The 13,776-nt window shown below is 52.9% G+C and carries 16 protein-coding genes; 5 read left to right on the forward strand and 11 right to left on the reverse strand.

Annotation, left to right across the window (positions count from 1 at the left end):
- Positions 1-43: 43 nt before the first annotated feature.
- Positions 44-103 carry a protein YpfM gene (ypfM, locus tag WN16_RS20695; RefSeq protein WP_001386977.1) on the reverse strand — a complete coding sequence of 20 codons (60 nt, stop codon included), beginning with the start codon at positions 101-103 and terminating at the stop codon, positions 44-46.
- 388 nt (positions 104-491) lie between these two features.
- On the opposite strand from ypfM, the gene WN16_RS20700 reads away from it, so the two are divergent.
- The 3 genes from WN16_RS20700 to WN16_RS20710 are packed head-to-tail and all read left to right on the forward strand — an operon-like array spanning position 492 to position 2,207.
- Positions 492-848: an ArsC family reductase gene (locus WN16_RS20700; RefSeq protein ID WP_044701771.1), complete on the forward strand. Its 357-nt coding sequence runs from the start codon at positions 492-494 to the stop codon at positions 846-848.
- A gap of 3 nt (positions 849-851) precedes the next feature.
- On the forward strand, positions 852-1,979 hold the full coding sequence (gene dapE / locus WN16_RS20705; RefSeq protein ID WP_003037976.1) for a succinyl-diaminopimelate desuccinylase: 1,128 nt from the start codon (positions 852-854) through the stop codon (positions 1,977-1,979).
- Positions 1,980-2,006: 27 nt separating this feature from the next.
- Positions 2,007-2,207, forward strand: a complete 201-nt coding sequence (locus tag WN16_RS20710; RefSeq protein ID WP_044701776.1) for a hypothetical protein — start codon at positions 2,007-2,009, stop codon at positions 2,205-2,207.
- A gap of 103 nt (positions 2,208-2,310) precedes the next feature.
- On the opposite strand, the gene ypfH is transcribed toward WN16_RS20710, so the two are convergent.
- From ypfH to dapA, 6 genes are all read right to left on the reverse strand, one after another.
- Positions 2,311-3,009, reverse strand: coding sequence for an esterase (gene ypfH / locus WN16_RS20715; protein WP_003037972.1), 699 nt, complete (start codon positions 3,007-3,009; stop codon positions 2,311-2,313).
- A gap of 73 nt (positions 3,010-3,082) precedes the next feature.
- A complete protein-coding gene (locus WN16_RS20720) occupies positions 3,083-5,098 on the reverse strand; it encodes a GNAT family N-acetyltransferase (protein WP_044701777.1) in 2,016 nt (671 codons plus the stop codon).
- A 15-nt stretch (positions 5,099-5,113) separates the two neighbouring features.
- Positions 5,114-5,980 carry a neutral zinc metallopeptidase gene (locus tag WN16_RS20725; RefSeq protein ID WP_003037967.1) on the reverse strand — a complete coding sequence of 289 codons (867 nt, stop codon included), beginning with the start codon at positions 5,978-5,980 and terminating at the stop codon, positions 5,114-5,116.
- A gap of 128 nt (positions 5,981-6,108) precedes the next feature.
- Positions 6,109-6,822 carry a phosphoribosylaminoimidazolesuccinocarboxamide synthase gene (purC, locus tag WN16_RS20730; protein ID WP_003037964.1) on the reverse strand — a complete coding sequence of 238 codons (714 nt, stop codon included), beginning with the start codon at positions 6,820-6,822 and terminating at the stop codon, positions 6,109-6,111.
- Positions 6,823-6,933: 111 nt separating this feature from the next.
- Positions 6,934-7,968 (reverse strand): outer membrane protein assembly factor BamC, encoded by a 1,035-nt coding sequence (gene bamC / locus WN16_RS20735; protein WP_003037961.1) that lies wholly within the window; start codon positions 7,966-7,968, stop codon positions 6,934-6,936.
- Between the two features lie 16 nt (positions 7,969-7,984).
- Positions 7,985-8,863 (reverse strand): 4-hydroxy-tetrahydrodipicolinate synthase, encoded by an 879-nt coding sequence (gene dapA, locus WN16_RS20740; RefSeq protein ID WP_003037957.1) that lies wholly within the window; start codon positions 8,861-8,863, stop codon positions 7,985-7,987.
- 145 nt (positions 8,864-9,008) lie between these two features.
- On the opposite strand from dapA, the gene WN16_RS20745 reads away from it, so the two are divergent.
- Both WN16_RS20745 and bcp read left to right on the forward strand, forming a co-directional pair.
- Positions 9,009-9,581 (forward strand): glycine cleavage system transcriptional repressor, encoded by a 573-nt coding sequence (locus tag WN16_RS20745; RefSeq protein WP_003037954.1) that lies wholly within the window; start codon positions 9,009-9,011, stop codon positions 9,579-9,581.
- On the forward strand, positions 9,581-10,051 hold the full coding sequence (gene bcp, locus WN16_RS20750) for a thioredoxin-dependent thiol peroxidase (protein WP_003037951.1): 471 nt from the start codon (positions 9,581-9,583) through the stop codon (positions 10,049-10,051). The genes WN16_RS20745 and bcp overlap by 1 nt, the downstream gene beginning before the upstream one ends.
- 153 nt (positions 10,052-10,204) lie before the next feature.
- Here bcp and iadA read toward each other — a convergent pair whose 3' ends face one another.
- From iadA to WN16_RS20770, 4 genes are all read right to left on the reverse strand, one after another.
- Positions 10,205-11,368, reverse strand: a complete 1,164-nt coding sequence (gene iadA / locus WN16_RS20755; RefSeq protein ID WP_044701782.1) for a beta-aspartyl-peptidase — start codon at positions 11,366-11,368, stop codon at positions 10,205-10,207.
- A gap of 11 nt (positions 11,369-11,379) precedes the next feature.
- Positions 11,380-11,841 carry a YjiG family protein gene (locus WN16_RS20760; RefSeq protein WP_003037948.1) on the reverse strand — a complete coding sequence of 154 codons (462 nt, stop codon included), beginning with the start codon at positions 11,839-11,841 and terminating at the stop codon, positions 11,380-11,382.
- Between the two features lies 1 nt (position 11,842).
- Positions 11,843-12,502 (reverse strand): nucleoside recognition domain-containing protein, encoded by a 660-nt coding sequence (locus WN16_RS20765; protein ID WP_003847228.1) that lies wholly within the window; start codon positions 12,500-12,502, stop codon positions 11,843-11,845.
- A gap of 166 nt (positions 12,503-12,668) precedes the next feature.
- Positions 12,669-13,733, reverse strand: coding sequence for an AI-2E family transporter (locus WN16_RS20770; RefSeq protein WP_003037941.1), 1,065 nt, complete (start codon positions 13,731-13,733; stop codon positions 12,669-12,671).
- Positions 13,734-13,776 lie beyond the last annotated feature (43 nt).

Consider the following 13,776-nt stretch of genomic DNA (forward strand, 5'->3'; position numbering starts at 1 on the left):
GCCTTTTTTTATCCTTTACAGGATATGAATTTCTTCCAGAAAATTATTTACGAAGCATCACTTCGATAAAGTCTTTCCAGTTCCCCAGTTCACGTTCAATCATAACAACCTCTCTTATTATTATGAGCATTCTACAAAATCATCATCATCAAAAGAAGAACATTTAACCGATGGTTGTGATTACATCCTCCCGTGTTTGGGGTTTATGTGATCACTATGCGCCATACCCATAAATTTTATGTGACTTACTGCAATATTTTGAAATATTCATACATCATCTACTACTTTTGCAATTCTGATGGAAAAACAGGCTGATGCAAACAGGCAGATTCTGATTTTTAGTTATACGGTATTTTTGGAACTTTCAGGAATCATTATTCACTATTGTTCAACAATGTTATATTTTTCTATAACGATTGAATGACAATATGTATTATTCATTGCCACATAATAAAAGAATAAATATTCAAATTACGTCAATAAGGATTCAAATGATCACCCTCTACGGCATTAAGAATTGCGACACGATTAAAAAAGCCAGACGCTGGTTGGAAGCTCAAGGTATTGACTATCGCTTTCATGATTATCGCGTCGACGGTCTTGACAATACGCTATTACAGTCCTTTATCAGCGAATTAGGTTGGGAAGCGCTGCTCAATACACGTGGAGCCACCTGGCGTAAACTCGATGAATCCACGCGCAGTCAAATCACCGATGCGGCTTCCGCCGCCGCATTGATGATTGAAATGCCAGCAATTATCAAACGCCCATTGCTCTGCGCGCCGGGTAAGCCTATGCTGCTTGGTTTCAGTGAATCCAGTTATACTCTGTTTTTTAATGAGGTGTAGTCTATGTCGTGCCCGGTTATTGAGCTGACACAGCAGCTTATTCGCCGTCCTTCCCTGAGCCCGGATGATGCCGGGTGCCAGGCGTTAATGATTGAACGCCTGCGCGCGGTAGGTTTTACCGTTGAGCGTATGGATTTTGGTGACACACAGAATTTTTGGGCATGGCGCGGTAAAGGTGAGACCCTGGCATTTGCCGGTCACACCGACGTAGTGCCCGCCGGCGATGTCGATCGTTGGATCAATCCACCGTTCGAACCGACCATTCGCGATGGCATGCTGTTCGGGCGTGGCGCTGCCGATATGAAAGGCTCACTGGCAGCGATGGTCGTGGCCGCAGAGCGTTTTGTCGCCCAGCATCCAAACCATCAGGGTCGTCTGGCATTTTTGATAACGTCCGACGAAGAAGCCAGCGCCAAAAACGGCACCGTAAAGGTGGTTGAAGCACTGATGGCGCGTAATGAGCGACTGGATTATTGTCTGGTTGGCGAGCCGTCCAGCACGGAAATCGTTGGCGACGTAGTCAAGAATGGACGTCGTGGTTCACTGACCTGCAACCTGACCATTCATGGCGTGCAGGGGCACGTAGCCTATCCGCATCTGGCCGATAACCCGGTACACCGCGCGGCGCCAATGCTCAACGAACTGGTGGCGATTGAGTGGGATCAGGGGAACGAATTCTTCCCGGCGACCAGCATGCAGATTGCCAATATTCAGGCAGGTACCGGCAGCAACAACGTTATCCCCGGAGAACTGTTTATCCAGTTCAACTTCCGTTTCAGCACTGAGCTGACCGATGAGATGATTAAAGCACGGGTTCACGCGCTGCTGGAGAAACATCAGTTGCGCTATACCGTCGACTGGTGGCTTTCCGGTCAGCCGTTCCTGACTGAACGCGGTAAACTGGTGGATGCAGTAGTGAACGCCATTGAGCACTATAATGAAATTAAACCGCAGTTACTGACTACAGGCGGGACGTCCGACGGGCGCTTTATTGCCCGCATGGGGGCACAGGTAGTCGAACTTGGGCCGGTCAACGCCACTATTCATAAAATAAATGAATGTGTTAATGCCGCCGACCTGCAGCTGCTTGCCCGTATGTATCAACGTATCATGGAGCAACTCGTCGCCTGATGAGTGTTCCTGCAAGAGGAAAAATACATGGACTGGCTAGCAAAATATTGGTGGATTCTGGTGTTGGTGTTTCTGGTAGGCGTGCTGCTTAACGTTATCAAAGATCTCAAGCGCGTCGATTCAAAGAAATATCTGGCCAACAAACCGGAGCTTCCCCCGCATCGTGACTTTAACGATAAATGGGATGACGACGACGATTGGCCGAACAAGGATCAACCGAAGAAATAATTTCCAGGCCGATAAGTCACGTAGGCCCGGTAAGCGCTAGCGCCACCGGGCGTTAAGTGCCGGATGGCAACGCTTCGCGTTTTATCCGGCCTACGGTTATCAATCAGATCATCTCAATCACATCATCATCGTGAGGCTTACCGCCGCTCAGCGCTTCATCAAAATAGTGCTTCGGTACGGTAAAACGCAGATGATCGAGCGCAAACTGCATGCTGCGTTCATCAATGGCGTGCCCCAGGTTTTCGACGATATCCAGCGTCACATCCCCACCCGCAGCAATTAATGCCTCCTGCGCGGCAACGGCATGGGAGAGCTCTATCACCCGGTCTTCACCACCGTGAATCAAATGCACCGTCGTTGCGGTAGTTGCAACCTCCGGTAAGGTGGCATAGCGACCATTGAAAGCAATGACCCGCGACGCCAGCCCCGGCTCGGCTTTGATGCTCTCAAGCGACATAATCGAACCCTGAGAAAAACCAATCAGCGCGGTGGCCTGCGGTGAAACGCCGCTTTGTTTCTGCCAGTAGCGCACGGTTTCGATAAACACCGGCATAATCGCGTCAATACGCGCCTGGCGGTTCTCTTCCGTTACGCCCTGTACCGAAAACCACTGACGTCCGGAAGTCGTACCGTAAGGCTCTGCCCCGCCAATGCTGACGATTAACGCATCCGGAAACAGCGGCGCAAACCAGGAGCCAATTTCACCCATGGCAACCGGGTTATCGCCGACGCCATGAAACAGCAGCAGTAGCTGTTGAGCGGGTTTATCGGGACTTTGAACAACAAAATGGTCATGTTTCATGGCGATCTCCTTAACTGATGAGAATCATTCTACGCCGCTTAACCGCAATGACCATGCCAGGAAATTGAAGATGTTAGTGAAAAAATTGCCATTGCATAATGCGATTATGTAGCCGCTGTTCACGTTCAGCATCCAGCTGATTTAACGCTTGTGCCGCTTCGGCGCGCTGAACGACCAGCAGCGCTTTACGACCTGAGATCTTCAGCTGTTGGCATAATTCGGCGTCGCTGCGTTTAGCCTGTATACGTCCGCGCAATGCCGGAAGAGGTAATTCACTGTGCTCAAGCAGACGATTCAGACAGCCTAGCGACGTCAATAATGGCCGATGCGCGAAGGCAAACCCAGCCAGCTCAGCCCAGTCATCCTCATTAAGCGTAGTCTCTTTCAGCGGGACCAGCGGAATGCTCTCACCATTCCATCGCGCAAGGATTTCCGCGTCACGCCGCAAATGCTGGTGCTCCCGCTCGGCAAGGCGCTTTCCCGCTTCGCTGATCGGCAGCAACGCCATGGCGGTATAACAGCCGCTGCTGGCTTCCCGGTGATTTCCCATTCGCACCAGCACAAAACCGCAGCACTGCCAGAAACGCCATAGTTCAGCCGTATACCCAAAACTGACCGACAGATAGTCACACGATGTGGAATAGTGGTGGGCCAGCACAATCAGCTGTTGCCCAATACCTTCTCTTTGGCGCGCAGGATGAACCGCAATTCGACTGACTCTTCTCCCGACGAGCGTCGCCGCCAACGGGTCACCACCGTGCGCCGCCAGCGACTGTGCAACCAGATTCCCCCTCGGTCGACGATATCCGGCCCAGACGGCCTGGCTTAATTCTGCGGATAGTCCCCCTTCATCGACCAGCCAGACAGCACCCGCCACTGAGTCAGCGGTTGATGCCTGAAGAAAATGCTGACCAGGCGCGTCCATCATTCGCCGCAGGTCTAATGGCGAGGTGCGATAATGCGCTCCGGAGAGCAACTGGTATACCGCTAACGGCAGCGCCGGGCTAGCATCCCAGGACTGTTGCTCAAATGCCGAGAAGTGAAGCTCCCCCAATGGGGCATGCGTGAACGTTTCATCATCAAACACCAGCGCATCGCTGACAATTTGCTCCAGCGGACATCCCTGCGCCCAGCGTACGGGTTGTTGCAACTCATAGCGTCGAAGATTGGGGAAGCGGGCGCAGAATTTCAGCAAGAAGCCTCTACCCGTTCCCTCGTAGCCTTGTACTGTAGTGGTTAACAGCGTACGAGGAAAACGCGCCACCAGTTGGTGTAGCAGCGGCGCGGGGATCGCGGCGGCTTCATCCACAATCAGCCAGTCTGCGGTTTCAGAACTGCTTAATAGTGCATCCGGCGCCATAAAGCGGTAACGCTCTGCGGCAAATTGTGCCAGCACATCCGTTGCAGCTTTGGCAGGTGCGGTCACAATCGCAGTGCCGTTAATCCGCGCTATGAGTTGCCCTGCCAGAGCGGATTTGCCCCGACCCCGTGCGGCCGTCACCGCAACCACACCGGGAGGCATAGCCAGCAAATGATTTAATATCATCGCCTGTTCTGGTTGGGGTTCGCCGGTTGCCGCAAGCCAGGCTGCGCGAGCAGGAAAGTGCGGACAGGAAACCGGCTGATGCTGCTGCCAGTGCAGAGCCTGTCTATCGAGGGAAATCACCCGTTTGACGTGCTCAACAAAGTGCGGTGTGGGAATGGGCTCAGCACAATCGCTCCAGCGTAGTGAATCCACGTCCGGATGCGTGTGCCAGGAATGCCAGGGTGGGGTCAGCAAAACCAGCCAACTGCCGGCAAGCAGTGTACCGCTTAAGGCGGCAAACGCCGCAGCGTCAAATCCCTGCCCGGCGTCGAAAACTGCATGACGAAACTCGCGCCCCAGTAACGTTTGCAGCGCCTGTGGCGTACAGTTCGGTTCAGCAGGGGCATTCGCCCCTACCCACAACCAGTCGCCGGGTAATATGTCGCGTAGCGCTAACGCCTGCCCCTGACACCAGTTCTCCTCGCCGCTGATAATCAGCAAACGACGGATCCCCTCACGAGCCATCTGTTCGGTTAACGCCCTCAGCGCCGTGTTATCGGACATCCCTGCCTCTGTATCTTAAATACCTTTACCAAAGGTATTACATTGTCCCGGATCGCCGCTATCAAAGCCGCGCTTGAACCAGGTAAAACGCTGTTCAGAGGTTCCGTGAGTAAAGCTGTCCGGTACGACGCGTCCTTGTCCTTGCTGTTGCAGGCGATCGTCACCAATGGCCTGTGCGGCGTTTAGTGCCTCTTCCAGGTCACCAGACTCCAGCACGCCCTGCTGCTGCATGCTGTGGCCCCAGACACCGGCAAAGCAGTCCGCCTGCAGTTCCATACGAACGGAAAGACGGTTCACCTCAGCTTGTGAGGCGTTTTGTTGCATCTGGCGAACTTTCGGTTCAATACCCAGCAGTTTCTGCACGTGGTGACCCACTTCATGGGCGATAACATAGCCCTGCGCAAAATCACCATCAGCGCCCAGCTTGTTTTTCATGTCATCATAGAATGAAAGGTCGATATATACCGTACCATCTGCCGGACAATAAAACGGCCCCATCACGGACTGGCCCGCGCCGCAGCCGGTGCGCGTCGCGCCCCGGTACATCACCAGCTTCGGCTGTTGGTAGGTGCGGCCCATTTTTTCAAACTGCTGTCCCCAGGTATCTTCTGTTGTAGCCAGAATCACCGAGGTAAATTTTGCCGCTTCATCATCGTTTGGGCTGATGGAGCGTGATGATTGTTGTTGGGAGACCGGCTGGCCGGTCATTAATCCGGTGAGATCCACGCCATAATAACCCGCCACCAGCACCACAATCAGCAGGATGATACCGCCTTTACCACTGGGCAGACGAAAACCAGGCCCACCCATAGAGGGGCCGCCGCCAGAGCTGTTTCGTCTGTCTTCCACGTTGTCACTTTCACGACGCCCTTGCCAGCGCATAATCACCTCAACTTTTTATTCATTATGATGATGATCGTAGGCGGTTCGGAACAGGATTACCATAAGAAATAGTAATCAAATCAGGTGGGGTTAATGAGCCGGAGAGAGATCGCCGGCTCAGGGGAAGATTAGTCTAACTTCACACCCAGGCGATGCGCGACGGCTTCATAGGCTTCGATCAGGCCGCCCAGACTCTGGCGGAAGCGATCTTTGTCCATTTTATCCAGCGTTTCTTTGTCCCACAGGCGGCTACCGTCCGGTGAGAATTCATCACCCAGGACTACTTCACCTTTATACAAACCAAACTCAAGTTTGAAGTCGACCAGAATCAGACCAGCATCATCAAACATCTTTTTCAGCACGTCGTTAGCTTTGTAGGTCAGCTCTTTCATACGTGCCAGATTCTCTTTGCTCACCCAACCAAAAGTTTCGCAATAGGAATCGTTAATCATTGGATCGTGCATAGCATCGTTTTTCAGGAACAGATCAAACAGCGGCGGATTCAGTTCAATACCTTCCTCAACGCCTAAACGCTTAACCAGAGAGCCTGCTGCGCGGTTACGTACCACACATTCAACCGGTACCATATCCAGCTTTTTCACCAGACATTCGGTATCAGAAAGCAGTCGCTCCATCTGGGTAGGAATACCCGCTTCTTGCAGTTTAGTCATAATGAAATGGTTGAATTTGTTGTTCACCATGCCTTTACGGTCAAACTGTTCAATGCGCGCGCCATCCCCTGCTGACGTATCATTGCGGAATTCGAGCACCAACAGGTCCGGGTTTTCCGTGCTGTATACGGTCTTCGCTTTACCACGATACAACTCAGCTTGCTTTTGCATCTTTATTACTCCTGGGTGTGAATTAACGATAAATATTGCGTTTTTCTGCCGACGCACACGTTTGCGTATCATATCAGAAAAAAAGGGCTGGAGTTATCCAGCCCTTTATTTTTACTTACTGAACGCTGCCTGGAAGACAGCGACCAGCGCGTCGTTCTGGCTTTGCGTCAGGGTATGCCCCTTCGGATCGATAAACTGCAAGCTACTGCGGTTGTCTAAATCACCGACCTGCAGTTTATAGTCGCCGGATACCAGACCTGGGTCACTTGCGCCCAGCTCCTGCCAGCTGCTATCAGACAGAGGTTTGTAGGTCACCGCGATGCTACCCTGAGAACGGGTGCTGTCGGTTACCTTCATCCCCACTTTCTCAAGCGCTGCTGGCAAACGCTGCCACACCACGTTGAACGGCCCGCGTACCACCAGCATTGGTAAACCGGTGTCATCGGCTGCGCTCTGAACATCCATGGTGGCTGCAGAGCGGTTCTGCGCGGCATTCGCGGCGTCGGTGGCGTTCTTATCCAGACCAGCAGAGATAACGTTCATCATCTCAGCGCTGTAACGCTGCATTGATGCCGCATCGGCTACGGGTTTACCCGCCTGCTCGAGGTTAATCAGTTTCACCGTTACCGCTTGCTGATAGCCCTGCGGTTTAACCGAGATTTGATAACGTCCACGGTACTGCTCGTCTTCATCCAGACGGTTCCAGTCAACCCAATCGGTGGTCAGCGTCTGGCTGGCATCATCACGTTTGGTGATCGTGTAGTTTTTAGACTGAATGACGCTCACGACCTGCGGCCACAGCGTGTTGCCACGACCATTTTCCACCAGCAACGTTGAGGTATCGCCTGCGATTTGCGTGCGAGCGCCAGTGACTAACGCTAACGGCTGAGCCGGTGGACGAATATCCAGCGCTTTACCCACGGCACCACTGCCGTTGGTTACCGGGATATTATAGTCGCCCGACATAACCGGCAAAATCATCCCAGCTGGAGCATGAAGCTCAGCAAGCGGTGCGGCCTCCAGATAGGATTCATCACCGCTCACCTGGCGCTTATAGCGCGAGTCAGAGCTACAGGCCGCGAGCAACATAACAAGCGAAACACCCGCAACCTTGGCCAGGCGCGACTTTTGTACTGAGTAAGCCATCAAATCTCCCTAAACTTTACAGCAAACCGGCATGCTTAAGTGCCGCTTTGACGATTTCACGAGCATTGTCCGTGATTGGCGTCATCGGCAGACGTAGCGTATCGGTCGCCACAAGTCCCAATTCCTTACACGCCCATTTCACGGGAATAGGATTGGGTTCGACAAATAGTTTGTTGTGTAACGGCATCAGACGCTGGTTAATCACCCGCGCCTCGGCAAATTGCCCGGCTGCCGCCAGTTTGCACATTTCAGCCATATCACGTGCCGCAACGTTAGACGTTACAGAAATCACGCCATGACCACCGAGCTGCATAAAATCCAGTCCGGTCGCGTCATCACCGCTGAGCAGAATAAAGTCGTCCGAAACCAGCTCTTTGATCTGGTGAACGCGACTTAAGTTCCCCGTGGCCTCTTTAATAGCGATAATATTTTTAACTTTCGCCAGACGACCAACGGTTTCCGGCAGCATATCGCAGCCAGTACGGGACGGCACATTATACAGAATTTGCGGCAGGTCAGTATGCTCAGCGATGGCTTTGAAATGCTGGAACAAACCTTCCTGGGTTGGGCGGTTGTAGTAAGGCGTCACCGTCAGGCAGCCAACAACACCGCTGTCGTTGAAACGCTGCGTCAGACTAATGGCTTCCGCGGTCGCATTGGCGCCGGTTCCGGCAATAACCGGAATACGCCCGTCAGCCAGCTCCAGCGTCATCATCACCACATCGCCATGTTCATCATGACTCAGGGTGGCGGACTCACCGGTGGTGCCAACAGAAACGATCGCCGAGGTGCCGCTGGCGACATGATAATCAATCAGTTTTTTCAGGCTCGACCGGCAGACTTTACCTTTCTCATCCATCGGCGTAACAAGCGCGACAATACTTCCCGTGAACATGGGCCATCCTCTGTGCAAACAAGTGTCTCAATGGTACGTTTGGTACGACAATAAAAGCAAGCGACCAGAGCCGTTCTGATTGTTGTATGCATGTTTTTTTTATGCTTTCCTTATGATTACCTCACCGCTCAAAGGAAGAACAGGTTTGACATCGTCATCGCAACACTATCTGGTCATTACTGCGCTGGGTGCCGACCGCCCAGGAATTGTGAACACCATCACACGTCATGTCAGCAGTTGCGGCTGTAATATCGAAGACAGCCGACTGGCCATGCTGGGTGATGAGTTCACGTTTATCATGTTGCTGTCGGGCACCTGGAATGCCATCACCCTGATTGAATCAACCTTGCCATTAAAAGGCGCAGAGCTGGATTTACTCATTGTGATGAAGCGCACGACCGCGCGCCCTCGTCCGGCGATGCCTGCTACGGTATGGGTGCAGGTCGATGTCCCTGATTCTCCCCATTTGATTGAACGCTTCACCGCACTGTTTGACAGCCACCAAATGAATATTGCGGAACTGGTTTCACGCACGCAACCGGCTGAGAATGGAAAGGCGGCGCAGTTGTTTATTCAAATTACCGCACATAGTCCTGCGTCACATGATTCGGCAAATATTGAAGATGCGTTTAAAGCACTCTGTACAGAACTCAATGCGCAAGGCAGTATTAACGTCGTCAATTACTCACAGCATGATGAACAGGATGGAGTTAAGTAATGAACCCACTGAAAGCCGGTGATATCGCACCGAAATTTAGCTTGCCGGATCAAGACGGAGAACAAGTAAATTTAACCGACTTCCAGGGACAGCGTGTTCTGGTTTATTTTTACCCGAAAGCCATGACACCCGGCTGTACCGTACAGGCCTGCGGCTTGCGCGATAACATGGATGAGTTAAAAAAAGCTGGTGTTGAGGTGCTGGGGATCAGCACCGACAAACCAGAGAAGCTTTCCCGATTCGCGGAGAAAGAAGTCCTGAATTTCACGCTCCTGTCCGATGAAGATCACCAGGTTTGCGAGCAGTTCGGCGTCTGGGGTGAGAAGTCATTTATGGGCAAAACCTACGATGGCATCCACCGCATCAGCTTCCTGATTGATGCCGAAGGCAAAATTGAGCACGTGTTCGATGACTTCAAAACCAGCAATCACCACGACGTGGTACTGAACTGGCTGAAAGAGAACGCCTGATTTACGTTTTGCTGGAAAAAGCCTGATGGCGCTTCGCTTATCAGGCCTACGCAGCTTATTAATATTGCGAAACTTGTAGGCCGGGTGAGGCGTAGCCGCCACCCGGCATAAACGTGAATCTGTACTTTTTCAGGCTGACATCCGCATAAACGTTTATTCAAACGTCCCTTTTACGCAGGCTTTCTTCTCTCTGACCACGGCTTTTCCCTTCGCCCAAAGGTGATTAACCGCCATCGCATCGTTAAGCACCAGAATGTCCGCATCGCATCCCACCGCCAGGCGCCCCTTATGTTCGAGCCCCAAAAATTCTGCAACCGTACGCGTCAGCGGACAGAGCGCCTGTTCCAGCGGTATGGCATGAACTTTCACCAACTGGCGCACCGTTTCAGCCAGTGATTCAAACCCCGCGACACCGATACCGGTGAGATTACCTAACTCATCAAATTCCGGCTGGCTGCCGTTGCCATCCGAGCTAAGGGTAATGCGCGACAGTGGCACGTTCTGTCGCAGCGCCGTAGCGATAGCCGTGGCGGGGTCGACGGGCTCCTCAATGCTGCTGGTAATGTCGATATAACCGCCTTTACGGGCATACTCCAGCGCCGCCTGGAACAACGGTTCCGCACGGTTAACGTGTGTCGGCAACAGTTTAGTAATCGGCACATCGCAGTAGTTGAGGATCTGGTACAACGGTTCCAGCATGCGCGGGCTATCGCCCATATGGAATACACTGATCCCCGGTTTGCGTCCTAACAATCCACCGACGCGCGACTGCGCTGCCATGTTTGCCAGCACCGAGGTATCTGGGGCTGAGGAACGATGGTCCGAAATCGCACATTTCACGCCAATGATTTTATCGATCAGCGCCACGTCACGATCGATGCTGCCGGTGATCGTCGGGGAAGGCAGAGAATACGCCCCAGTAAGCATCCATGCGCTGATGCCTTCAATCTCCAGCGCGCGGGTTTTTGCCAGCAGCGATTCCGGATGACGGGTAATGCCATCGGTACCCAGCAAACCCACCACCGAAGTTACACCAGCTTCAACCAGGCGTGACAAGCGCACTTCCGGCGTGCGGGTATGCGGCCCTGCTTCCCCGCCTCCGCCAATCAGATGGACGTGTTGATCGATAAATCCTGGGCACACAATCGCGCCGTCAAGATTGATACACTCGCAACCGGGAAAGTCTTCAGGAGAAATTGACGGGGCGATGGCAACAATTTTACTGCCGGAGACCAGTATATCCTGTCGCCCTAAATCTTCCGGTGCGTACACGTGTCCCTGCTGGAACAACGTCAAATTAAGAATTGAACAGTTCATAACCTTCCTTGTCAGGCAATTACCTGCATAACCCAAATAGAGAGCAGCGCATTAATGACGCATACCGCAATAATCAGCGGGTAGTAACGGGGATGGACCCCCGCAGTTCCCAGGCAGCGTCCCACATTTTGCACCGGATTGCCCATCAGGTAGATTGCCGGTAGCAATACAGTCGCATCATGTCCCGAAAGCGTACCAGCAACAACCAGACTGGCACAAACGCCGACGCCGCCTCCCATACTCATCACCGCCGCCAGCAGCACGGTGGCAGATTCCCCCGGTAGCCCCCACAACGCCATCACCGGTTCGCACACCCGCCCGACAATCTCGAGCAATCCCGTCACCTTCAGCGCCTGAATAATCACAAAAGCCATCACCACGTTAGGTAACAGGCTGGTTGTAGCAATTGTAAACCCGCGCCGCGCGCCATCGATAAACATATCCATGACGTTTTTACGTACCTGCGTTGTCATCTCAGACCTCCTGCTGCAGACGGCGATTTTCAAGCTGCGCAATCCACAAACGCAGCAGGTTCGCACCCACAAATTTGAAGACAAGGATAACCGCCAGCGGCGTAATCACCGGAACGGTAACCACCGTAAACAGCGCAGCACCAGAGGAAAAATAGTTGGTAATACACGCGCTGCCGCTGGTTTGCCAGCAGGCAAAAATGGCACGCTCCTGTTCAGTAATAATACCCTCTTCCGCCATCTCTTTGGTCATCCCGGCCGCGGCATCGGTATTTTGCAAATTCGCAATTAGCGCCAGCGAACAAACTCCCGGAATACCGAGTAACGGGCGCAGGACCGGCGTCATCAGCTGTTGTGCCGCACGTAAACCACCTAGCCCTTCGGTGACGGAAATAATCCCGAGTGAAAGAATGACGGAAGGTGCCAGCTCAAGCGCGAATAAGAAGCCGTCTTTGGCTCCCATCCCTCCAGAGCCGCGAAAAGAGACCGCCGTATCGCCTGCAGCATTAATCTGCCCAAACGCGCCGTTGAGGACGGTGAAGTCAAAGACCCGCCACCATTCGGTACTTTTCGCAAACATGCCGGAAAAAAGGATAATCGTGATAAAAAAAGCGAGATAACCGCCCCATCCCACCTTTTGCTGCGTGTGTGTGTTGTGACCCATTTTGTTCTCCTGTTGGTCTTATTCCTTGCGTGACAGAAAGACATCACGCAGGTCAAGTTAAAGACAAATGCGGAGAAAAACGACAGCAGAAGAGATTATTCAGAAAGTGTGGATAGAGGTCAGACAAGTTCGGATCCGGCGACATGATATCGCCGGATCTTGCAGATTAGGGTTCGTCAACGACCTGACCATCCGGCCAGGCGTGCATTACCGCTTTGATTAACGTCGCCAGAGGGATCGCAAAGAATACGCCCCAGAATCCCCACAGACCGCCGAAAATCACCACGGAGAGAATAATCACCAATGGATGCAGATTGACCGCCTCGGAGAACAGCACGGGAACCAGCAGATTGCCGTCCAGCGCCTGGATTATCAGGTACACGGCAAAACAGCTCCAGAACTCGGTGCCAAGCCCGAACTGAAACAGCGCCACGCCGACCACCGGAATCGTCACCACAAAAGCGCCGATATACGGGATCAGCACAGAGAACCCTACCAGCACCGCCAGCAGCAGCGAATAGTTGAGACCAAACAGCAGGAAGCCGAGCCAGGTCGCCACGCCGACCACCACCATTTCCAGCACCTTTCCGCGAATATAGTTGGTGATTTGCTGGTTCATCTCTTTCCACACCTGCCCCGCCAGCCCACGATTACGCGGCAGCACCCGGCGCACGGCGTTCAGCATCTGTCCTTTATCTTTGATCAGGAAGAACACCATCAACGGGACGAGAACCAGATAGACCGCCAGGGTCAGTAATCCAACCAGTGAGGCTAACGAATATTTCACCACCGAATCGCCCATGGTGAGCATTCGCGAGCGCATATTTTCCGCCATCGCATCAATGATGCCCGCATCCATCAGCGCCGGATAACGTCTTGGCAAGGTGGCGGCAAAATCAGACAATTTATTGAGCATACCGGGCATGTCGCGGATCAGGTAAATACCCTGCTGCCACGCAACGGGCATCACCACAAAGGCCATCAGCAGCAAAATACCGACAAACACCACCAGCACAATCGATGTCGCCCAACGCCGTGAACACCCAATATGTTCCAGCCGCACAGTCGGCCATTCAAGCAGGTACGCCAGCACTATGGCGACCAGTAGCGGCGCCAGAAGACCGCTAAAAAAGAACAGGATGCCAAAACCGGCAACCAGAATAATCAGCAGGGCGATGGCTTCGGGGTCGCTAAAGCGGCGACGATACCATTGCATCAACATTTCGAGCATAAAACCCTTCCATGAACCCAATAGCGGGATTGCGATCCCGAAT

Source organism: Citrobacter sp. ABFQG, assembly GCF_004322975.1.
Classification (GTDB): domain Bacteria; phylum Pseudomonadota; class Gammaproteobacteria; order Enterobacterales; family Enterobacteriaceae; genus Citrobacter; species Citrobacter freundii.